This window comes from Xanthobacter autotrophicus, from assembly GCF_005871085.1.
Taxonomy (GTDB): domain Bacteria; phylum Pseudomonadota; class Alphaproteobacteria; order Rhizobiales; family Xanthobacteraceae; genus Xanthobacter; species Xanthobacter autotrophicus.
On record NZ_VAUP01000015.1, the window covers coordinates 386,710 to 408,883 of the forward strand.

17 protein-coding genes and 2 tRNA genes are annotated in these 22,174 nt (G+C 67.1%); 9 read left to right on the forward strand and 10 right to left on the reverse strand.

The annotated features are described in order from the left end of the window. Positions 1-6 precede the first annotated feature (6 nt). Positions 7-1,767: an arginine--tRNA ligase gene (gene argS / locus FBQ73_RS06540; protein WP_138398669.1), complete on the reverse strand. Its 1,761-nt coding sequence runs from the start codon at positions 1,765-1,767 to the stop codon at positions 7-9. A 35-nt stretch (positions 1,768-1,802) separates the two neighbouring features. After that, positions 1,803-3,008 (reverse strand): deoxyguanosinetriphosphate triphosphohydrolase, encoded by a 1,206-nt coding sequence (locus FBQ73_RS06545; protein ID WP_138398670.1) that lies wholly within the window; start codon positions 3,006-3,008, stop codon positions 1,803-1,805. A 151-nt stretch (positions 3,009-3,159) separates the two neighbouring features. On the opposite strand from FBQ73_RS06545, the gene FBQ73_RS06550 reads away from it, so the two are divergent. Beyond that, positions 3,160-3,534, forward strand: coding sequence for a HesB/IscA family protein (locus tag FBQ73_RS06550; RefSeq protein ID WP_138398671.1), 375 nt, complete (start codon positions 3,160-3,162; stop codon positions 3,532-3,534). A 123-nt stretch (positions 3,535-3,657) separates the two neighbouring features. On the opposite strand, the gene FBQ73_RS06555 is transcribed toward FBQ73_RS06550, so the two are convergent. Then, positions 3,658-4,821 carry an alginate O-acetyltransferase AlgX-related protein gene (locus FBQ73_RS06555; RefSeq protein WP_170218765.1) on the reverse strand — a complete coding sequence of 388 codons (1,164 nt, stop codon included), beginning with the start codon at positions 4,819-4,821 and terminating at the stop codon, positions 3,658-3,660. Between the two features lie 12 nt (positions 4,822-4,833). Then, on the reverse strand, positions 4,834-6,240 hold the full coding sequence (locus FBQ73_RS06560) for an MBOAT family O-acyltransferase (RefSeq protein ID WP_138398673.1): 1,407 nt from the start codon (positions 6,238-6,240) through the stop codon (positions 4,834-4,836). Positions 6,241-6,407: 167 nt separating this feature from the next. Between FBQ73_RS06560 and xth the strand changes: the two genes are divergently transcribed. The 3 genes from xth to FBQ73_RS06575 all read left to right on the forward strand — a co-directional run bounded on the left by xth (position 6,408) and on the right by FBQ73_RS06575 (position 8,061). Further along, positions 6,408-7,196, forward strand: coding sequence for an exodeoxyribonuclease III (gene xth / locus FBQ73_RS06565; RefSeq protein WP_138398674.1), 789 nt, complete (start codon positions 6,408-6,410; stop codon positions 7,194-7,196). An 8-nt stretch (positions 7,197-7,204) separates the two neighbouring features. Then, positions 7,205-7,621, forward strand: a complete 417-nt coding sequence (locus FBQ73_RS06570; protein ID WP_138398675.1) for a GFA family protein — start codon at positions 7,205-7,207, stop codon at positions 7,619-7,621. A gap of 62 nt (positions 7,622-7,683) precedes the next feature. Continuing rightward, entirely contained in the window at positions 7,684-8,061 is a 378-nt protein-coding gene (locus FBQ73_RS06575) for a hypothetical protein (protein ID WP_138398676.1), read from the forward strand. Positions 8,062-8,085: 24 nt separating this feature from the next. Here FBQ73_RS06575 and FBQ73_RS06580 read toward each other — a convergent pair whose 3' ends face one another. The 5 genes from FBQ73_RS06580 to FBQ73_RS06600 all read right to left on the reverse strand — a co-directional run bounded on the left by FBQ73_RS06580 (position 8,086) and on the right by FBQ73_RS06600 (position 15,826). Then, positions 8,086-9,021, reverse strand: coding sequence for a tetratricopeptide repeat protein (locus FBQ73_RS06580; RefSeq protein WP_138398677.1), 936 nt, complete (start codon positions 9,019-9,021; stop codon positions 8,086-8,088). Positions 9,022-9,478: 457 nt separating this feature from the next. Next, positions 9,479-12,271, reverse strand: a complete 2,793-nt coding sequence (locus FBQ73_RS06585) for a valine--tRNA ligase (protein WP_138398678.1) — start codon at positions 12,269-12,271, stop codon at positions 9,479-9,481. 235 nt (positions 12,272-12,506) lie between these two features. Then, entirely contained in the window at positions 12,507-13,433 is a 927-nt protein-coding gene (locus tag FBQ73_RS23355) for a PopZ family protein (protein ID WP_210236683.1), read from the reverse strand. 180 nt (positions 13,434-13,613) lie between these two features. Beyond that, entirely contained in the window at positions 13,614-14,963 is a 1,350-nt protein-coding gene (locus FBQ73_RS06595; RefSeq protein WP_246089598.1) for a TolC family outer membrane protein, read from the reverse strand. A 200-nt stretch (positions 14,964-15,163) separates the two neighbouring features. Then, positions 15,164-15,826: a protein-L-isoaspartate O-methyltransferase family protein gene (locus tag FBQ73_RS06600; RefSeq protein ID WP_138398681.1), complete on the reverse strand. Its 663-nt coding sequence runs from the start codon at positions 15,824-15,826 to the stop codon at positions 15,164-15,166. 491 nt (positions 15,827-16,317) lie between these two features. On the opposite strand from FBQ73_RS06600, the gene FBQ73_RS06605 reads away from it, so the two are divergent. The 5 genes from FBQ73_RS06605 (at position 16,318) to FBQ73_RS06625 (ending at position 20,580) form a co-directional block, all read left to right on the forward strand. Continuing rightward, a complete protein-coding gene (locus tag FBQ73_RS06605) occupies positions 16,318-16,755 on the forward strand; it encodes a group III truncated hemoglobin (protein ID WP_138398682.1) in 438 nt (145 codons plus the stop codon). A 370-nt stretch (positions 16,756-17,125) separates the two neighbouring features. Next, the gene (locus tag FBQ73_RS06610) at positions 17,126-18,208 is read left to right on the forward strand and encodes a glycosyltransferase family 2 protein (RefSeq protein ID WP_170218766.1); all 1,083 of its coding nucleotides are present in this window, start codon (positions 17,126-17,128) and stop codon (positions 18,206-18,208) included. Between the two features lie 16 nt (positions 18,209-18,224). Further along, positions 18,225-18,298 (forward strand) — tRNA-Cys (locus FBQ73_RS06615). A gap of 214 nt (positions 18,299-18,512) precedes the next feature. Next, a complete protein-coding gene (locus FBQ73_RS06620) occupies positions 18,513-20,378 on the forward strand; it encodes an ABC transporter ATP-binding protein (protein WP_138398684.1) in 1,866 nt (621 codons plus the stop codon). A gap of 126 nt (positions 20,379-20,504) precedes the next feature. Next, positions 20,505-20,580 (forward strand) — tRNA-Asn (locus tag FBQ73_RS06625). Between the two features lie 261 nt (positions 20,581-20,841). On the opposite strand, the gene gabT is transcribed toward FBQ73_RS06625, so the two are convergent. Next, a complete protein-coding gene (gene gabT / locus FBQ73_RS06630) occupies positions 20,842-22,128 on the reverse strand; it encodes a 4-aminobutyrate--2-oxoglutarate transaminase (protein ID WP_138398685.1) in 1,287 nt (428 codons plus the stop codon). Positions 22,129-22,174 lie beyond the last annotated feature (46 nt).

Sequence of the window (22,174 nt, forward strand, 5' to 3'; positions counted from 1 at the left end):
AAGCGATCATTTCATCTCGTCTACGGCCGTCACCCCCAGAACCTTGAGACCGGAGGCGAGCACCGTGGCCACGCCATGGACCAAGGCCAAGCGAGCCGAGGTCAACTCTCGATCATTCTCGATAATGAAGCGTAAATGAGGCAAGTCCTTTCCACGGTTCCACTGGCCGTGAAACTCGCTGGCAAGTTCGTGCAGGAAGAAGGAGATGCGGTGCGGCTCCCGCGCTCCCGCCGCCTGCTCCACGAGACGCGGCCAGCTGGCGAGCCGGCGCAGCAGCGTGATTTCTCCCTCGTCGTCGAGTCGGCCAAGCTGCGCGGTGGCGAAAGACACCGCCTCCTGCGGCAGGTCGGCGAACTCCTCCGTCGCCTTGCGCAGGATCGATTTGGCCCGCGCGTGCGCATACTGCACGTAAAACACCGGATTTTCACGCGACTGCTCGATCACCTTGGCGAGATCGAAGTCGAGCGGCGCGTCGTTCTTGCGGAACAGCATCATGAAGCGGACCGCGTCGCGCCCCACCTCATCCACCACCTCGCGCAGGGTGACGAACGAGCCCGAGCGCTTGGACATACGCACCGGCTCGCCGGCGCGGAACAGCCGCACCAGCTGGATCAGCTCCACGTCCAGGCTCGCCCGTCCGCCGGATACCGCCTTCACCGCCGCCTGCATGCGCTTGACATAGCCGCCGTGGTCGGCGCCCCACACGTCGATCATCTTCAGGAAGCCGCGATCCACCTTGTCCTTGTGATAAGCGATGTCACCGGCAAAATAGGTGTAGCTGCCGTCCGACTTCTTCAGCGGCCGATCCACGTCGTCGCCGAAATCGGTGGAGCGGAACAGGGTCTGCTCGCGATCCTCCCAATCCTCGATGGGCGCACCCTTGGGCGGCGGCAGGCGGCCCTCATAGACCTCCCCCGACGTGCGCAGCGCCTCGATGGCGGCGCCCACGCGGTCCACCGCGCCGGTGGAGAGGGAGCGCTCGGAGAAGAACACGTCGAAGGAGATGCCCAGCGCCGCGAGATCCTCGCGGATCGCCACCATCATGGTCGCGATGGCCTCGGCCCGCACCAGCGGCAGCCATTCCGCCTCGCTCTTCTCCTTGAGCGCCGGGCCGTGCGCGGCGGCGAGCTTCTGCCCCACCGGGACCAGGTAATCGCCCGGGTAGAGACCTTCCGGGATCTCGCCGATGTCCTCACCCAGCGCCTCGCGGTAGCGCAGGAAGGCGGAACGGGCCAGCACGTCCACCTGCGCGCCGGCATCGTTGATGTAATATTCCTTGGTCACGGCAAAGCCGGCGAAATCCATGAGGCTCGCCAGCGCATCGCCGAACACCGCGCCCCGGCAATGGCCAACATGCATGGGGCCGGTGGGGTTGGCGGAGACGTATTCCACGTTCACCTTCTCACCCGCGCCCAGCGGCGAGCGGCCGAAATCCAGCCCCTGCGTGAGCACGGCGGCCAGCACCACCGGCCAGAACGAGCCGTCCAACGCGATGTTGATGAAGCCAGGGCCGGCCACATCCACCTTCGTCACGCCCGCCACCGCGCGAAGCTTGCCGGCGATACGCTCGGCGAGATCCCGCGGCTTCAGGCCGGCATCCTTGGCCAGCACCATGGCGGCATTGGTGGCGAGATCGCCATGGCTCGCGTCGCGCGGCGGCTCGACGACCACGCGGGCAAGATCGAGGTCCTTGGCGATGATGCCCTCGGCGACAAGGGCGGCGACGGCTTCGCGCACGTGATCGGCGAAGATCGCGTAGACGTTCATGGGGCGGGGTCCAATCGGGTTGCTTGGCCCGGCGCCTAACGCAAGTCCGGCGTCAAGTCAAAGAAACGGGCGTGCTGGTCGAGGGCGTAGCGGTCGGTCATGCCGGCGATGTAGTCGGTCACGCGGCGGGCGAGCCGCCGGTCGTCGAGCTGGTCCAGGTCGTCGTGCCAGGAGGGTGGCATGTCCTCGGGATGGGCGATGAAATGGCCGAACAGGTCGCGCAGCACCCCCTTCGCCTCCTCCATTACCCGTTCGACCCGCTCGTGACGGTACATGCGCGAGAAGAGGAAGGCCTTCAAAGCCTTTTCCTTCTGCCGCATGGCGTCGGAAAAGGCGATCACGGGATGCTCGAGAGCGCGCACCTCCTGGGCGGAGGCCACCCCCGCCATCCCGGCGCGCCTTGAGCCCTCGGCCACCACGTCCTCGATGAGGCGGGTGATGACGCGGCGGAGCATCTCGTTGACCGTGCGCGCCACCCCGAGCCCGGGATAGAGCCCGCGCACCTCGCCCAGCGCCTCGCCCACGAGAGGCAGGCCGGCGAGATCGTCGAGGGTGAACATGTGCGCCCGCAGCCCGTCGTCGAGGTCGTGTACGTCATAGGCGATGTCGTCGGAGATGGCGGCCACCTGCGCTTCGGCGGAAGCATGGCTCCAGAGCTCAAGATCCTGCTGCGCCGAATGCACCTCGATAGCGTGGGGCAGGCCACCGAGATAGCGGCCGATGCCGCGACCGTCGCGGCCGGTGAGCGGGCCGTTGTGCTTGGCGATGCCCTCGAGCGTCTCCCATGTGAGGTTGAGGCCGTCGAACTGGGCATAGCGCCGCTCGATGCGGGTGACGACCCGCAGCGACTGGGCGTTGTGATCAAACCCGCCGTGCCCGGCCATGCAGGCGTCGAGCGCCCGTTCTCCGGCATGGGCGAACGGCGGATGGCCGAGGTCGTGGGCGAGGGCCAGCGCCTCCGCCAGATCCTCGTCGAGCCCCAGCGCGCGGGCGATGGAGCGGGCCACCTGCACCACCTCCAGGGTGTGGGTGAGGCGGGTGCGGTAATGGTCGCCCTCGTTGAAAACGAACACCTGGGTCTTCTGCTTCAGCCGCCGGAAGGCGGTGGAATGGATGATGCGGTCGCAGTCGCGCCGGAACGGGCTACGCGGGGGCATTTCCCCTTCCGGGAAGAGCCGGCCGCGCACCTGCTGCGCGTCGCAGGCCCACGATACGCGAGGCAGCGCGCCGCTCACCGCCATGATCGTCCCCTCACCTTCCGCGCCCCGCAACCGACGCTGGCGCCCGGATGGGACAGCCTCGCCGACGTTTTTCCGACACCGCCCTTTAACTCGGGGGCCGTTGGACTTACCTTATGGGCCATTGCCAGCTTCAATTCGTAAAGTCGATATCATGGAAACAACTCTCGCCCCGACCCCGGCCGCCGACCTCCCGGCGCCCGACACCGAATTTACCGTGACCGATGCCGCTGCGCGCCGCATCTGCCAGATCCTCTCGCCCGAACCGGCCGGAACGTTCCTGCGCATCAGCGTGGAAGGCGGCGGCTGCTCCGGCTTCTCCTACAAGTATGACGTGACGCGCGAGCAGGGCGAGGACGACCTCGTCATCGAGAAGGAAGGCGCCAAGATCGTCGTTGATCGCATCTCGATCGACTACATCAAGGGCTCCCAGCTCGATTACAAGGCGGACCTGATGGGCTCGGCCTTCAAGATCTCGAACCCCATGGCCACCGCCAAGTGCGGGTGCGGGTCCAGCTTCGGGGTCTGATCGCTTTTTGCGTCCTGAGGCCTATTGCGTCTCGCTGGCGTCACCACCCGGCGTGCCCGGGTGGGCGGCTGGTCTTTGCGCAGTGCTCGTGTCGGAGCATAGACCTTCGGGTCCGACGCAACGTCACGGCGCCACGTTCTTCGGGACGGCGTGGAACCAGGGCCTTGGCAGGCCCACCGGCCAGTCGTCGCCGTAGCAGGGAAAGAAGCGCTCGGTCCGGGCCATGATGATGAGGTCCGGGGCGAAGGCCTTCACGTCATCGAAATTGAAGTCGCATGAGCCGGTGACGCGTCGGGATTCGTGAATCCAAGCCACCACGCTCACATCCGCGTTCAGAAACAGGCGCGGCCATGACCCGCCGGTGAAGGAATCACCGAGAATCAGCACGCGCTGGCCCGTGGGGGCGTAGTCATATGCCAGCGACTTGAAGGCCGCGTGCTCGTTGTGATGCACCAGCGCCGGATCAAACCGTGCCGGGGCGGCACGATCCTTGATGGCGAAGGGCTCTTCCGACTCCGGCTTCGATGGCAGGCGGGTGGTGCGCAGCAGATCGCCCCGCGCGGCGGGAATGGGCGGCCCCAGCACCGCCGCCGGGTCCACCTGCCAGTCCGGATGCCCCGCCGCCACCATCACCGCATTGAAGGACAGCACACTGGAACGGCTGTTCCAGTGGGTGTCGGTCATGAGGTACCGCGGCCGGGCACTGGCCTTGAGCACCGCCCGCAGGTCGACCGTGGTGACGCCCTCCGCCTTCAATCCGGCGAGGGCGAGGTCGTATTCGGTGGTGGGATAGTTCAAAGCGTCGTACCAGTTGGGCAGGGCCTCCACCTCAACCGACTGGGCATTGGGCGGAATAGCGACCACGACGCGGGTGCCTCTCGGGGCCAGCACCCGCTGCATCTCGCCCACCATGGTCACGAAACGCTCGACGTTGGCGGTCCGCACCAGCGCGCCCGCCGACTGGGCCGGCGTCTGTTCGCGGCCCCAGAACAGCTGGCCGTCGCGTCCCGTATAGAACGGCCGGCTGTCGGGCGAACCGAGCACCTCGCGCAGATCCCGGCGCAGGATGGGCAGGGTGGCGCGGAAGCCGAAATTATCCTGAAGATAGATGCCGATGTTACGGAACTTGTAGTTCAGCGTCTGGCTCCAGGTGAAGCTTTCGGGGATCGGCACCCGCCATTGGCCGGATGCCAGCGGATCCGGAATGAGGTTGGACACCAGGAGGAAGCCGAACAGGCCAGCGACGAGCAGGCCCACATGGCGGCGCGAACGCGAGAGCAGGGTCACGATGGCGCCTCCTCAAAACCGGTAATAGAGGAATGGCGTGGCCGTGGTGCCGCCCACCCATGCCACGCTCGCCAGCATCAGCACGGCGATGAAGACATAATCCGCCACGGTCGCAAAAGCCCCCTGGCCGGCCAGCGCCCTCCAGCGCGGCCAGCGGAAGAAGCCGATGAACCCACCCACCACCAGCGCCGCGATGGCCAGCGGTGTCAGCCCGAAGCCTAGCGCCAGCGAGGCCCGGCTGAAGCCGTGGAGGCCGATGAGTCCGGAGAACATGTCCATGGCGCCGCCGAGGCTGTCGGCACGAAACCACACCCAGCCCAGCATCACTGCCAGCACCGTATAAAGATGGGCCATGACGCCCGGCGCCCGTTTCAGCCAGCGGCCGAGGAACGCCCGCTCGATGATGAGGAAGGCGCCATGATGGGCGCCCCAGATAACGAAGTTCCAGCTCGCCCCGTGCCACAGGCCGCACAGCAGGAACACGGCGGAGAGGTTCAGGTAGGTGCGCAATTCCCCGCGCCGGTTACCGCCCAAGGGGATGTAGAGATAATCGCGCAGGAAAGCGGACAGGCTCATGTGCCAGCGCCGCCAGAAATCGGTTATGGAATGAGCTGTGTAGGGCACGCGGAAATTGCGCGGCAGCACGAAGCCCACCATCACGCCGAGGCCCACCGCCATGGTGGAATAGCCGGCGAAGTCGAAATAGATCTGCACCGTATAGGCGTAGAGCCCGAGCCAGGCCTCCACGAAGGTGGGGTGGGTGGTGGTGTCGAATACCCCATCCGCGAGCCGCGCCACCTCGTCGGCGATCAGCACCTTCCAGGCGAGGCCGATGACGAACAGCCGCGCCCCGGCGGAGAACCGCCCCATGGTTGTGCGCCGCTGCGACAGCTGCTTGGCCACCGTGGCGTAGCGCACGATAGGGCCGGCGACCAACTGCGGAAACATGCACATGTAGAGCGCGAACTGCGCTGGATCGCGATTGGCCCGCACCTTCCGCTTGTAGATGTCGGCGAGGTACGAGATGGCGTGGAAGGAATAGAAGGAAATGCCCAGCGGCAGCGAGATCCGCGGCAAGGGCAGTGACGCGCCCAGCGGCTCGATCAGACCATTCAGGTTCTCCACCAGGAAGCCCGTATACTTGAAAATGCCAAGCAAAAGCAGATTGAAGGCGACCCCATAGACCAGCAGGCGCTGGCGCGGAGCCCCGTCGCGATCGTCGATGGCGCGGGCCAGCAGGAAGTTGATCGCCACCGACGCCAATAGAATGAGAATATGGGGCGTATAACCCGCAGAATAAAACACGAGCGAGAAGGCAAGAAAAATAGTGTTCCGCGTCGTGATGGACTTCGCGGAAAAATAAGACGCAAGGAACAACGGGAAGAAGTAGAACAGAAACTCGATGGACGCGAACGTCATGCCACTGCGCCGCCACTGAAGGACAAGGGGGCGTTCCTGCCACTCTTTGCCCGCCATCGCAACCCTTGCCCTCGTACCCCTTGGCCGGATTTGCGGTGCGCCCGCCGGAACGGCCATTGCCTCCCGGCGGCACCGGGGTATCCTCCGCCTCCGAAGGAGCCCGCCCCATGCGTATCGCCACCTGGAACGTCAATTCCGTCCGCCAGCGGCTGGACCACGCCGTGCGCTGGCTGGGGGAGACGCGGCCGGACATCGTCTGCCTCCAGGAGATCAAGTGCCAGACCGAGGCCTTCCCGAAGGAGGCCTTCGAGCAGCTTGGCTATAACGTCACCGTGCATGGGCAGAAGGGCTTCAACGGTGTCGCCCTGCTCTCCCGCCTGCCGCTGGAGGACGTGACCCACGGCCTCGCTGGCGACGATGGCGACGTGCAGGCCCGTTTCATCGAGGCGGTGGTGTCGGTGAAGGGCGGCGTGGTGCGGGTCGCCTGCCTGTACCTACCCAACGGCAACCCGGTGGACACCGAGAAATATCCCTACAAGCTTGGCTTCATGGAGCGGCTTGAAGCCTTCGCCGCCGACCGGCTGAAGCTGGAGGAGCCGCTGATCCTCGCCGGGGACTTCAACGTGATCCCCGAGGCGCGCGACGCGGCGGACCCTTCCGCCTGGGTGAATGACGCCCTGTTCCTGCCGCGCACCCGCTCGGCGTTCCGCTCGCTCACCCATCTCGGGCTCACCGACGCCCTGCGCGCCACCTCCGACGCGGGGCGGCTCTACACCTTCTGGGACTACCAGGCGGGGGCGTGGCAGCGCGACATGGGCATTCGCATCGACCACCTGCTGCTGTCGCCCCAGGCGGCGGACAAGCTCATCGCCACCGGCATCGACAAGCATGTGCGCGCCTGGGAGAAGCCCTCGGACCATGTGCCCATCTGGGCCGATCTCGCCATCGCGGCCTGAGTTCGGTCATGTGGGAAGCATCCCACGCCGGCGGCTGCCTGTGCGGGCGCCTGCGCTACCGGGTGCGCCGCATTGAGAGCGCCTATTGGTGCCATTGCACCATGTGCCGCCGGGCCTCGGGATCCGGGGCATTGCCGTGGCTCACCGTGGCGCGGGCGGATTTCGAGATGACGGCCGGCACCCCGGCGCTCTTCTCATCCTCGCCGGGCGTGACGCGCCTGTTCTGCGGCCATTGCGGCAGCCCGATCCTGTTTGACATGGCGAAGGAAGCTGCGGTGGACGTGACCGTCGGCACGCTGGACGATCCGGACGCCGTGGCGCCCACCCATCACATCTGGACGCAATCGGCGCTTGAGATGACGGCAGAGCTCGGAACCGGCCTGCCGCGGCATGAGGCGGAGCGGGAAGAGGCGAACGGGGGTTGAAACGACCCCGAAGGAGACGCCGGGCGGCGAGTCGGCAGACCGAGCCTAAGCGCGGGGGATACATGACCGATATCGAGGAGTCCGAACGCAGGATTCTTTTCTATATCATCTCAAACATGATCGGATCCGAGGCTGACGCCATCGGCCAGATCCGCCATCTGAAAGTGAAGGGCAGAAGCTATTCGGGGAAGGGCGTTTTTACCCACTTCCATGCAGCGAACGGTACTGAGCCCGAAAGATTCGACCGCCACGTCAGCGGTGACTTCCCCGAAACGTTATTCATCCGCCTGAATATTGGATTTACAATCTTTTTCGTGGGCCCCTCCATCGTAACCTTGGAGGGTTACACCTATGGAAGCGATCCTTGGCCCGAGGAAGCCTTGCTTCAGATCGTGTGGCCGAAAGAGGTCATGGACGCCTACCGGCGCCATTGCGCCTAAGGCGGAAGCCGGCGCTTCCCGCCCTCACCTCTTGGCGGTCTTCAGCCAGTTTTCAAGGTAAAGCAGCGCTTTCTCGCGCTCGTCCGGCGTCGCGTCGGCGAAAGCCTCCTCCTGAAGCGACACCACCCATTTGTCCTCGGGTCGCACCGCGGCATCACGCGCCAGGGTCAGCCACATGAGGCCCCGCGCCGCCTGACGCGGCACCCCATCGTCGCCCCGCAGCAGCAGCTGACCCAGGGTCGCCTGCGCCTGGAACTGGCCCTTCTGCGAGGCCAGCGTCAGCCAGCGACCGGCGTTGCGCGCATCGCGCGGGCCACCGACGCCTTCCAGATAGAGCTTGCCCAGATGGTACTGGGCATCCGCATCGCCGAAATAGGAGGCGGCATAGGAGAACATGTCCCGCGCCCGCGAGGCGTCGCGCTTCACCCCGGCGGAGGGAATGCCCACGAGGTAATAGGAGCCCAGCGCCACGAAGGCATTGGCCACGAAGCGGGATTGCGCCGTGCCGGGGTAGTCCTCGGCATGGGTGTTGGCGATCTTGGAGAAATAGTCGAACGCCTTGGCGTCGTCGCGCTTCACGCCGTCGCCGTCGGCATAGATGCGGCCGAGCTTCCACTGGGCCATGGCGTGGCCCTGGGAGGCGGCATAGCCGAGGGCGTCGATGCCCTTGGCGGTCTGGCCGGCGCGCAGGGCCTGGGCCCCGGTGCGGAAGGCCTCGTCCACCGGACGCACGGCAGGCGCCAGTGGCACGTCGGCCGGCGGCGTCATGGGCTGGGTCTCATAAGGCTGGAGCGTCTGCGCCGTTCCATCGAACGCAAGGGCCAGCGGCACCGAAAGACATGCCGCCGCCACGGCGCCCGCGAACAGGGCGGCGCAGGCGCGCCGCGCGCCCGCCGACCGCCCGAGGCGTCCGGCCGCGCGGCCCGCATATCTGATCTTCGTTGTGCCGCCCAAAATCATGATGGAGGGAAGGTGCCGGAGCGTGGCGGCAATATCGGGGCCGCGGAAAGGCCGAGCCGCGGCGTTGGAGCGGCAACCTCTTGGGCGTCGCCCGGAGCCAAGCCCCGCGACGCCCAGCGGCGCCACCCGTTCGAGAATGCAACGTCCGTCCATAAGGACCCACCCCAGGCGCGGCGTTCGGAAACACTTTCCGAGCTACGCTCACGTCGCGCGTTGCTTTCCGTTTCACTGGGGTTTTGTGGCGGCTTCGCGGCGCCTTGGGGCCCCTGCCGGGGCGGCAACTTCAAAGGCTCGGGAGTGTGTCTTCGCCGTCACAATATTGAGATCGAAAGCCGCCGCTTTCCTTGGCACGAACACTGTATCGGACGATGCGGAGGCGCTGGAGCGTGGCAAAGGAGCAACATTCCATGGCCAACCCCTTGAGCGACGGGGGCCGGGCCCCCGTCGGAATGTGTTCTCAGGCCGCCCCGCCCGAAAGCTGGGTGATGGCGGCGCGGACCTTGGCCTTGCGGTTGAGATATTCCTCGCGCTTCTCGCGCTCGGCCTCCACCACCTCTTCCGGCGCGCGGGCGACGAAGCTCTCGTTGCCGAGCTTGGCGTCGATGCGGGCCACCTCCTGGTCCAGCTTGCCTTCTTCCTTGCGCAAGCGGCCGAGTTCGGCGGCAAGGTCCACCACGCCGGCCAGCGGCAGGGCGGCCACCTCGCCGCGCACCACCATCTGCACCGACTCGCCCGGAACGGTATCGGCCACCGTCACGCCGGAGAGGCGGGCGAGGCGGCGGATGGCGTCGTCCCACGCGGCGGCACGCGCCGTGGTCTCCGCGCCCGGCTCAACCAGCACCAGCGGCACCTGCGCGCCGGCCGGCACGTTCATCTCCGCGCGCACCGAGCGGATCTCGGTGATGAGGTCCACCACCCAGCCCACTTCCGCCTCGGCATCGGGCGCCTCAAGGCCTGAAAGATCGGGCCAGGGGGCGAGGGCCAGCAGGCTGGTGCGGGCGGGGCCGTCCTTGCCGGTCTCGGCCCACAGCTCCTCGGTCAGGAACGGCATGAAGGGGTGCAGCAGCGCCATGGCCACATCCAGCACATAGGCCGTTGCCGCCCGCGTCTCGTCCTTGGCCGGGCCGTCGGGACCGGAGAGCAGGGGCTTGGCCAGCTCCAGGTGCCAATCGCACACCACGTTCCAAAGGAAGCGGTAGATGGCGGCGGCCGCCTCGTTGAAGCGATAGGCCAGGATCGCCTCGGACACCTCGGCGGAGGCGCGGGCGGCCTCGCCGATGATCCAGCGGTTGATGGTGCCCTCCACCTTGGCCGGGTCGAAGCCCTCCACCCGCGCGCAGCCGTTCATCTGGGCGAAGCGCACCGCATTCCAGAGCTTGGTTGCGAAGTTGCGGTAGCCCTCCACGCGACCGGTGGCGAGCTTGATGTCGCGCCCCTGCGCCGCCATGGCCGCGAGGGTGAAGCGCAGGGCGTCGGCGCCGTATTTCTCCACGAGGTCCAGCGGGTCGATGACGTTGCCCTTGGACTTCGACATCTTCGCCCCCTTCTCGTCGCGGACGAGGGCGTGGATGTAGACATCCTTGAACGGCACTTCGCCATCCATGAAGTGCAGGCCCATCATCATCATCCGGGCCACCCAGAAGAAGATGATGTCGAAGCCCGTCACCAGCACGCTGGTGGGGTAGAACTTCTTCAGTTCGGCCGTCTCGTCCGGCCAGCCCATGGTGGAGAACGGCCACAGGGCCGAGGAGAACCAGGTGTCGAGCACGTCCTCATCGCGGGTGAGGAAGCCGGCGCGCTTGTCGGCGTCGTCGATCAGCGCCTGGGCGTCCTCGGGCGAGAGCGTCTCGTTGCCCACATTGTGGGCGAGCGCCTGCTCGAAGGCCTGGTCCTCGTCCTCGGCCACGAAGACATTGCCGAAGGGGTCGTACCAGGCCGGGATCTGGTGACCCCACCACAGCTGGCGGGAGATGCACCAGGGCTGGATATTCTCCAGCCACTCGAAATAGGTCTTCTCCCAGTTCTTCGGCACGAAGCTGGTGCGCCCCTCCCGCACCGCCGCCAGCGCCGGCTGGGCCAGGGTCTTGGCGTCCACATACCACTGGTCGGTGAGCCAGGGCTCGATGACCACGTTGGAGCGGTCGCCGTGGGGCACCATGTGGGTGTGCGGCTCGATCTGCTCCAGCAGCTCGAGGCCGGTCAGAAGCTCCACGATCTGCTTGCGCGCGGCGAAGCGGTCCTGGCCCTTCAGGTGGGAGAGCTGGCCGGCGGCGTCGGGCGCATCCACATAGGCCTCGGGGCGCTCGGCATAATCGTCGAGGATGCCCTGCGGGTCGATGCGTGCTTCGCCGTCCAGCACGTTGATCATGGGCAGGCCATGGCGCTTGCCCACCTCGAAGTCGTTGAAATCGTGCGCCGGGGTGATCTTCACCGCGCCCGAGCCCTTCTCGGGATCGGAATATTCGTCGGCGACGATGGGGATGCGCCGGCCCACCAGCGGCAGGATCACAAATTTGCCGATGAGGTCGCGGTAGCGCTCATCCTCGGGGTGCACGGCAACGGCCGTGTCGCCCAGCATGGTCTCGGGTCGGGTGGTGGCCACCGTGATGAAGCGGTCCTTCTCGCCCTCGATGGGATAGCGCAGGTGCCAGAGGTTGCCCTTCACCTCCACCGGCAGCACTTCGAGATCGGAAATGGCGGACTGGAACTTGGGGTCCCAGTTCACGAGGCGCTTGTCCTTGTAGATCAGCCCCTCGCGATAGAGCTGCACGAACACCTTCAGCACGGCGCGGCTCAGGCCCTCGTCCATGGTGAAGCGCTCGCGCGACCAGTCGCAGGAGGCGCCGAGCTTCTTCAGCTGATTGACGATGGTGCCGCCCGATTCGGCCTTCCACGCCCACACCTTCTCCACGAAGGCGACGCGGCCCATGTCGCGCCGGCCCGGCAGTTTCTGGGCCGCGAGCTGGCGCTCCACCACCATCTGGGTGGCGATGCCCGCATGGTCGGTGCCCGGCTGCCACAGCACGTCCTTGCCGCGCATGCGCTCGAAGCGGGCCAGCACGTCCTGAAGCGTGTTGTTGAGCGCGTGGCCCATGTGCAGGGAGCCGGTGACGTTCGGCGGCGGGATGACGATGGAGAAGCCTTCGGCGTCCTTGCGCTCGGGACGGCCGCACCGGAACGCGCCGGCCTCTTCCCACTGGGCGGCGATGCGCTCTTCCACGGCGGCGGGATCGAAGACTTTTTCCAGCATGAAACGGGCTCCGCGGATGGTGCCGGGCGCAGTGCAGGGACGCACGTCGCGGCCGGCCATGCCTCCGCAACGGTCGGGACAGGTCTGCGGGCGTTAAAGCCGTTCCGGCAGGCCGGCGTCAACTACGCGGAGCGGTGCCCCACCACGCGGCGCCCGTCCGGACCCGGCACAACGGAAAAAGCCGCCGATCAGCGGGCGCGATCGGCGGCTTGAAACCGGAAATGCAAAATCAACGTCAGCGCGGGCGGCGCGCCACCCGCTCGATCTCGGCCCGCACCAGGCGCTCCACGATGGAGGGGAGATTCTGGTCCAGCCAATCCTTCAGCATCGGCCGCAGGATCTCCTTCACCAGATCCTCGATGGTGCGCTGCTTCTGTGGCAGCAGCAGATCGCCCAGCGACTGGAAGGCCGCAGCCACCACATCGTCCACGTTGGGCGACAGCAGATCGCGGCGGCGCACCGCGTCCCCACGCAGGTCGGTGTCGGCATCCATGGCGGCGGGCTCCTCGGCAACGGGCGGGGCGGCACGCCGCGCCATCTGCGGCGCGCGGTCCTCACCCCGTGAGCTTGCCTCACCGCGGGGACCAGAGCGCAGCTCGGGGGCCGGGCGCTCGCCAAGCCGGGGAGCGCGGGGGGCGGCAGGCGCCTCGAAGCGCTCCGGCTCGGAGGGGGGTGCGGCCCGCCGCTCGAAATCGCGGACCACGCGCGGCGCGGCCTCCGGCGCGAACGCCCGGCCCCGCTCGCGGCCCGACGGCTCCGCCGGCGACTGCCCGTTCATGGCCGGACCATGGGCCGGATGCCCGTTGGCGTCGTGCGGGATGTCGTGCGGATCGGCTTCGGAGGGATCGATGGCCTGGGTCTCGGAGGTCAAATGCTCACTCAGCTCCTCAAGGTCGATGCGGGCGCGGGCGCGCATCTGCCCGTCGGCGGACGCGGGCCGGGAGGGGACTTCGCGGCGCCCCGCCTCGCGTGGGTCGTAAACGCGGGGTTCGACGCGGCGGGCCGGACGCTCGGCCGCATCGGGATCGGGTTCCGGGGCATCGGGCGCACGGCGTTCCGCCGGGCCCGGCCGGGCCGCCCGCTCGGACGCCGGGCGCGCAGCAGCGGGCGGAGCATCATCATCCGCCATGATACGACGGATGGAGGCGAGGATGTCTTCCATTGACGGCTCTTGCACCTTTGGGATCGCAGCCATGTTCGACCTCGGCCGAAAGCGTCCCGGCGCACCCATGCGTGCAGCCGCACCGGCGGGCGAGAATCGCCAAACGCGAAGGCAAGTATTCACCCTGGCACCGGGCTGCAAAAGAGCCTTGCACACCCGAATGCAGCGTTATTTTGAGGGCTATTTTCCGTCGGGCGTGCGAACGCCGGCCCAGCTGTCGCGCACCTGATTGTAGTGCACCTGCGGGTTGTAGACGTCCACCTTCAAGCCCAGCGAAATCGCATCGAGCTTGCCGATGATGGAGACCAGCGAATAGGCCGCCACCACCCGGTCGCGCTGCGCCACCACGAGGGCCGACTGGGAGTTGGTCAGGTCACGCTGGGCATTCAACACGTCGGTGGTGGTGCGCTGGCCCACGCGCCATTCCTCGCGCACGCCTTCCAGCGCCAGCGTGTTGGCGGCAACCGAGGCCTGTGCCGCCTGGATCTGGACCTTCGCCGCCTCCAGTGCGCCCCAATACTGCACGGCCTGGGCGCGGATGGCGTCGCGGTTCACGTCCACGTCGATGCGCGCCTGCGACAGCAGCTCCTTCGCCTGGCGGATGTTCGCGTACTCGATGCCGCCCTGGTAGATCGGCACGGACAGGTTGAGGGTCGCCGCAGCGGTGCCGACGCGCTCGACGCCGATATTCGAATCATAGGCCTGCGAGACCTGGCCCTGAAGGCTCAGGTTCGGCAGCAGCGCGCCTTCGGCGACCTTCACCTGGAACACCGCCGCATCCACGGCGAACTCCGAGGCCTTGATGGCGGGATGCTGGCTCAGCCCGTTCGCGATCACCCGATCCACCTTGGGAGGCAGCATGCCTTCGATGGAGCGGGGCGTGAACAGCTTGCCCGGCTCGACACCGATGACCTGCCGGTACACCGCCCGGGCCGAGGAGAGGTTCGCGACGGCCTGGCTCACCTGATACTGGGCGTCCGCCACGCGCGCCTCGGCCTGGGCCACGTCGGTGCGCGTCACCTCGCCCACGTTGAAGCGGTCACGGGTAGCCCGCAATTCCTGCTCGAAGGCGGCGAGGCTCTGGCGCTGAAGGTCCAGCAGGGCGATGGCCTGGATGACGTTCATATAGGCCGTCACACCGTTCAGCAGCACCGATTGCTCGGTGTTGCGGAGCGTCTCGCGCGAGCCGCGCACCTGTGATTCGGCCGTGCGGGTCTGGTTGGCGGTGGTGAAGCCGTTGAACAGCGTATAGGCCGCTGTCAGGGCGAACTGGCGCGGCCAGGCGCTGCCGCTGGCCGTCGGGGATCCAGTCGACTGATACCGGTAGGCTTCCGGCCCGGCCGATGCGCTGGCGCCGAGGGTCGGCCGATAGCCCGAGAGAGCCTGCGGCACCTTCTCGTCCACCGCCCGCGTTCCCGCCCGCTGCGAATTCAGCGTGGGATTGTTCACATAGGCCATGGCGAGAGCGGCATCCAGGGATTGGCCGGATGCGCTCCCCATGCCGAGCGCGATGATGCTGGCCCCCGCCAAAAATGCATATCCGTTTCGGCGAAAGAGTCTCGCAACCGACATCCCAATCTCCCGGTCCGACGCGGCGTGCAGACGTGCTGCAGCGACTCTGCCGCGCGGTAACTTGTTCGAAAGATATCTGCACCGCTCGCGATCGGGAACCGATCGGTTCGATGTAGCGGACGTTTTCGGGGCAGCGCGGCAAACGCGCCACAGGTGCTTCAGAAAACGAAGCGCGGCGCGGCTTTGAAACCCGGCAGCGCCGGCACGGCGGCGTTAAAGGCCACCCGCTCACTCATGGCGCCCGCGACCTTGGTGAACACCTGGGCCTGCCCGGCGCCCCCGTGGCCCACCACGGCGACGACTCGGCCGCCTTCCTTCACCTGGGCGAAGAGGCTGGCCGGCACTTCGTCGACGGCTCCGTTGATGAGAATGAGGTCGTAGGGTGCCTCCGCGGCCCAGCCGGCGTTCAGCGGCCCCTGCATCACCGCCACGTTCGCGACGCCCAGTTCGGCGAGGGTGGCCGTCGCGGTCGCGGCAAGGCCAGCGTCCTCCTCCACGGCAACCACCTGCTGCGCGAGACGCGACAGAACGGCGGCGGAATAACCAGTGCCTGTGCCCACGTCGAGCACGTGCTCGTGCTCCTGCACGTCGGCGACCTGCACGAGGCGCGCCAGAATCATCGGCTCGATGAGATAGCGCGGGGCATTGCCGGAGGTGAGCGCCAGATCGTCGTCGATATAGGCGAGCGACTTCAGCTGAGCCGGCACGAACTTTTCGCGCGGGATCTCCAGCATGGCGGCGACGATGCGAGGATCGGTGACATTGTTGGTGCGGACCTGTCCGTCCACCATGCCGCGGCGAAGCTCGACGAAATCGATCATGATGCGTCTCCGGCCAAACCCGGACCCGGACCGGCCCGGCCGAAACATCCCGGGCGGCGGCTCCGTGCCAAAACTCTTGATGAGGACACCTTCCTGCCGACCGGATCGCCAGGCGATCCGCCCGGATCGGGCGCTGGCGCGACCGGCGTCCCCATAAGGTTCGGAAACGCCTGTGCCGCTCGGCTCAAGAGCCATATTGCCGCCCCTTTTGCAAGGCGCTCCATATGGTCCAGGCCGTCGTGGGCGGGCCGATGTGGCCGCAAGTCGCATGGTCCCGCGCCGGCAGCGGGTGGAGGTTGATCCCCTGCCCCGGCCCGAAGCCGCCTGCGGCGCCCACGCGTCGGGCAAGGCCGCGCCCCGCGACCGCCCGTCGCGCGACGTAGCGGAGGCGACTATCGCAAGACAGCGACGAGCTCGCCAAACCACGCCGGGGGTTGCGCGACGAGACGCACGGCCAGTTTCGCGGTGAGACGCAGGGAGAGACCCGCAGGATGAACGCTTCCCTTCCCCCGACTTCGGCCGGGCCCGCCCCTGGCCTCGACGAGGAAGCCGTGCGCCGGCTGGTCCACCTGTTCTATGAGCGCGTGCACAAGGACCCGGTGCTCGGGCCGATTTTTTCCGGCCGCATCGCCCCCGATGCCTGGCCCGTGCATCTCGCCAAGATGTGCGATTTCTGGTCGTCCGTGCTGCTGAAGTCCGGACGCTACGAGGGCCGCCCCCTGCCGCCCCATTTGGCGCTGGGATCGGACGCCGGAGACGCGCAGTTTGCCCGCTGGCTCGCCTTGTTCCGTCCCACGGCGCTGGAAGTGCTGCCGCCGGACGCTGCGCAGGCCGCCATCGCCCATGCCGAGCGGATGGCCCATTCCTTCCGCCTCGCCATCGGTTTCCACAGCGGCGAGGACATCACGCGCATGCCGCCCCTAAGGTAAAATAGGCTTCTGTTTCGGCTTCACCCCGGCCCTGCAACGCGACCTGCCGTAGCGGCCGCAGCGTCTTGCGCGGAAGGCTGCTTCCGGCACCGCGTCCCAACCGTTACAAATGCGAACGAATATCACCCTAGGTTGCATTTTAACGCATGGCAGTCGTGCCAAAACCGCATGGCATGCGTTCCGTGGCGGAAAAGACAACGCTGACAACGTCGAACGCCCGGTCGCCGGTCTGGCTGGAAGCCATTGGTAACAATTAACTTTATGAAATCGGTTACATTGCGGCATATGGCCACAATTGGCCATATGTTATCACAGTACCGTGTCGTCTATACAACGTACGCGTGTTACACGTTCAGAGGGTGGGTCCCCCGTGCGAAACAATGCTGTCACCGTTGCGGCGGTCATCCCACTTTACAATGGGGCGCCCTTCATCCGCGAGGCGCTGGAAAGCGTCCTGAGCCAGACGGAGCCGGCGGACGAGATCATCGTGGTGGATGACGGCTCCACCGACGACGGCCCCGCCATCGTCGAGGAGATGGCGCTCAGCAACCCCATCACCCTGCTGCGCAAGCCCAATGGTGGGCAATCATCGGCGCGCAACCTCGCCATCCAGCACACCGCATGCAGCCACGTGGCCTTCCTCGATCAGGACGACGCCTGGTACGAGGAGCATCTGGAAATCCTCAAGCGGCCGTTCACGCAAGGCCACGTGCGCCGCCTCGGCCTGGTCTACGGCAACCTTGATCAGATCGACCGCAAGGGACGGCTGATCCAGCAGTGCTGCCTGGATGAGAACCTCTCGCCCCAGCCCAAGCGCTCGCTCCGCGACTGCCTGCGCCACGACATGTTCATTCTGCCCGGGGCGACGCTGGCGTCGAAGCAGGCCATGATCGATGCCGGGCTGTTCGACGAGCGCCTGTCCGGCTACGAGGACGACGACCTGTTCGTGCGGATGTTCGCGCGCGGCGTTGGCATCCTCTATCTCAACGTCGCCGTGACGCGCTGGCGCATCTATTCCGGCTCGACCTCCTACAGCCCGCGCATGGCGCGCTCACGCGCGATCTATTTCCACAAGCTGGTAGAAATCTTCCCGGACGAGCCGCGCATCGAACTTTTTCCGACCCGCGACGCCATTGGACCCCACTTTCTCGGCCTGCTCACCGGCGAGTTCATCGCCGCCTCCCGAAGCGGAGACAAGGACCGCTTGCTGCGCGCCTGGGATGATGTTCAGCAGGTGGTTGCGGTCATGCAGCCCAAGGTTCGCCGCAGAATGGCGTTGGTCCACCCCATCATCGAGGCGACACTTCTCACCCCTGTCCGTTCGCTGTCGCGACGCGCCATGCGCTACGTGGCCCGCGATGTCCTGAGGGAGCTGCGGGAGCTGGAGGAGATGCATAAATGGTCCGGGGACAAGCTGAAGGCTCTGCTTGCGCCCGCCGCGGTAACACCTTAAGAACGCGCCTTCGTGAGGCCACGTGGCGGAGTGGTTACGCAGCGGACTGCAAATCCGTGCACCCCGGTTCGATTCCGGGCGTGGCCTCCATTCTCCGCCGACCATTCCCGAGCGTGTCGGTCCCGAGGCTTCGCCGCCAGCGCAAGAGCGCGGCTTGCGGGCCACAGACGCCGCCGAAGCGGCGGTTCCGCGCCTTCGCGCCCCATCGATGATACACCGAGATACCACACACCGTTGACTTGCGCAGGCGGCGGCGGTTGATGAACCTTATGCGGCCCCACTCCTTTGGCCGCCGGAGACAGGCATGAGTTCAAAAGCCCCCCCGAGCCAGAGCCAGGGCGCCGCGAAGGACGAGACCAGCACGGTGCTGCGCCGCCTGCTCCTTTCGGACGGCCGCACCCACTGGAAGGGCTATGCGCTGGCCTTCGTGTTCATGGGCCTCATGGGCGCCTGCACCGCGCTGCTCGCCTATCTGATGCGGGACGCGGTGAACGCCATCTTCGTCGCCCCCACGCCCCAGGCGGTGTGGGCGGTGTCCGGCGCGGTCATGCTCCTGTCCATCGTCAAGGGCGCGTCCGCCTACGGCCAGAGCATCACCATGGCGCGGGTCGGCAACCGCATCGTCGCCGACAACCAGAAGCGGGCGTTCGACCAGATCCTGCTGCAGGACGCCAGCTATTTCGCCAAGCACCACACCGCCGAGATCACCGGCCGCTTCTCGGCCGGCGCCAACGGCGCGCGCGGCGCGCTTGACCTCATCATCACCAGCATCGGGCGCGACGCCCTGTCCCTGATCATGCTGGCGACCGTGGCCATCGTGCAGGACCCGTTCCTGGCCGTCATCGCCCTGGTGGTCATGCCCACGGCCGTGGTCGGCACCCGCAAGCTGATCAAGAAGACCAAGAGCCTCTTCACCTCCGGCTTCCGCTCCGGGGTGCAGCTCTCCTCCATCGCCATGGAGGCGATCCAGGGCGTGCGCACGGTGAAGGCCTATACGCTTGAGCCGGTGATGCGCGAGCGCACCCACAAGTTCATCGACGACGTGGAGGCCAATTCCAACCGCCTCGTGCGCACCCAGGCCAAGTCCAGCCCGCTCATGGAGACGCTGGGGGGCCTCGCCATCGGCGGCGTGGTGCTATACGCCGGCTACAACGTGATCGAGCTGGGCCGCTCGCCCGGCCAGTTCTTCTCGGTGCTCACCGCGCTGCTGCTCGCCTATGAGCCCGCCAAGCGCCTCGCCCGCATGCATGTGGACCTCGCGAGCCACGTCATGGGCGCGCGCATGCTCTTCGAGCTGCTCGACGCCCCCTCCCCCGACCGCGACGCCCCCGGCGTGCCGGCCCTGCCCCGTCCCCGCGGCCGGGTGGAGTTCCGCGAGGTGGTGTTCGGCTATCGCCCCGGTGAAAGCGTGCTCCGCGGCCTCGACCTCGTAGCCGAGCCGGGCCAGACCACGGCCCTGGTGGGCCAGTCGGGTGGCGGCAAGACCACCATCATCAACCTCATCGAGCGCTTCTATGATCCGCAGGGCGGCGCCGTGCTCATCGACGACATCGATGCCCGCAGCGTGACGCGCTCGTCGGTGCGGGCCAACGTCGCCCTGGTGAGCCAGGACGTGTACCTCTTCTCCGGCACGGTGAAGGACAATATCGGCTTCGGCCGTCCCGGCGCCACGGATGAGGAGATCATCGCGGCGGCGCGCGCGGCCCACGCCCACGACTTCATCATGGGCTTCGAGAACGGCTACGACACGCCGGTGGGCGAGCACGGCGCCCAGCTCTCCGGCGGCCAGCGCCAGCGCATCGCCATCGCCCGCGCCTTCCTGAAGAACGCGCCCATCCTGCTGCTGGACGAGGCCACTGCCGCCCTCGATTCCGAATCGGAGGCCCTGGTGCAGCGGGCGCTGAACGAGCTGCAGCACCAGCGCACCACCATCGTCATCGCCCATCGCCTGCAGACCGTGGTGCGCGCGCACAAGATCTGCGTGGTGGAGCATGGCCGCGTGGTGGAACACGGCACCCATGACGAGCTGATCGCCCGGCGCGGCCGCTATTACGGATTCTATTTCGCCCAGTTCGCGCACGAGCAGAAGCAGCAGGAGGGCGCCGAAGGCAGCGCCGACGCCCCTGTGGACAATCTCGGCGAGGCCGACGGCGCGCGCCTCCACGCCTGATTTTACAAGGCTTTGCACCCGGTTTGCGGACCGGGTGCGGCAATGCGGGCGCAGAAAATACGCGTTTCGACTTCACAAGCGGGCAAGCGGTTGCTATATCGCCCGCCTCGGTCGCAAGACCCACGGTCCCTGATAGCTCAGTTGGTAGAGCGTTCGACTGTTAATCGAATGGTCGCAGGTTCGAGTCCTGCTCAGGGAGCCATTTTCACCCCGCACAGCACGCCCAGGGTCGCCGGCAGGGCATAAGGCCCGGCAGCCACGGCGCGGGATGTGAACCGGGGCCAGCCTCGCCTCCCCGCCTCAGATCATTCGCCTCAGATCATTCGCCTCAGATCATTGCAAGGCCGCCTAAAGCGCTACTTGAGAGCGCCGCTTCAAGCCGCGGCGCGCGCCGCGGCAGCCGAGGAAACGGGCCGGCCTCCTGTGCCCGCCCGCTTCCGCGGATTGATCAAGTTCCCCTGCTTCAGGCGGCACCTGCCACCAGTGCCCGCTCCAGCTTGCCGAGCCCCTCGTCGAGGAGGGCGTCGGTGATGGTCAGCGGGTTCAGGAGGCGGATGGTGTTGCCGTAGACGCCGCAGGTGATCAGGATCAGCCCGTCCGCCAGCGCCGCCTGGGTCACGCGCTTGGCGGCATCGGCGTCGGGCTCCACGGTACCGCGCTTCTTCACCACGTCGAAGGCGATCATGGCGCCGGGTCCCCGGATCGAGCCGATGGCAACCGCATCGTTGCGCAGCGCCACGCGGGCGAGAGCGTCCTTGATGCGGGCGCCGATGACGTTGGCGCGCTCGACCAGCCTCTCCTCGGCGATCACGTCCAGCACGGCGAGGGCGGCGGCGCAGGCGATGGGATTTCCGGCATAGGTGCCGCCAAGGCCACCGGGCTCAGCCGCATCCATGATCGCCTCGCGGCCGATCACCCCCGAGAGGGGAAAGCCGCCGGCCAGCGACTTAGCCACGGTGACGAGGTCCGGCTCGACCCCGGAATGCGCGATGCCGAACATGCGGCCGGTGCGGGCAAAGCCGGTCTGCACCTCGTCGGCGATCAGCACGATGCCGTGCGCGTCGCAGGTCTGGCGCAGCGCCACCAGCAGCTCGGTGGGCGCCGGCAGGAAGCCGCCCTCGCCCTGCACCGGCTCGATGATGATCGCCGCCACGTCCTGCGGGCCGATGTCGGCGCGAAACAGGTAGTCGAGCGCCTTGAGCGTGTCGGCGACGCTCACGCCATGGTCGGCGCAGGGGAACGGGAGATGGAAGATGCCGGGCGGGGAAATGCCAAACTTCTTCTTGTAGGGCAGCACCTTGCCGGTGAGCGCCATGGTGAGTGCCGTACGGCCGTGGAAGCCGCCGGAAAAGGCGACAACGCCGGTGCGGCCGGTGGCGGCCTTGGCGATCTTCACCGCATTCTCCACCGCCTCGGCACCGGTGGAGAACAGGATGGATTTCGCCGCGCCGGAGAAGGGGGCGATGGCGTTCAGTCTCTCGCACAGCGCCACATAGGGCTCGTAGGGCACGATCTGGAACGCGGTGTGGGTATAGGCATCGAGCTGCGCGCGCACCGCCGCCAGAACCTTGGGGTGGCGGTGGCCGGTGTTGAGGACGGCGATGCCACCGGCGAAATCGATGTAGCGCGTGCCGTCGGCGTCCCAGACCTCCGACCCCTCCGCCTTCTGCGCGAAGACCGGATAGGCGGTCGCGATGCCCCGGGGAATGGCCTTGGTTCGGCGGGCTTGCAGCGCGGCATTCTCGGACATGGCGCTCCTCCTTATCGTTGCCTCAGGATAAGACGCGATCGCGTTC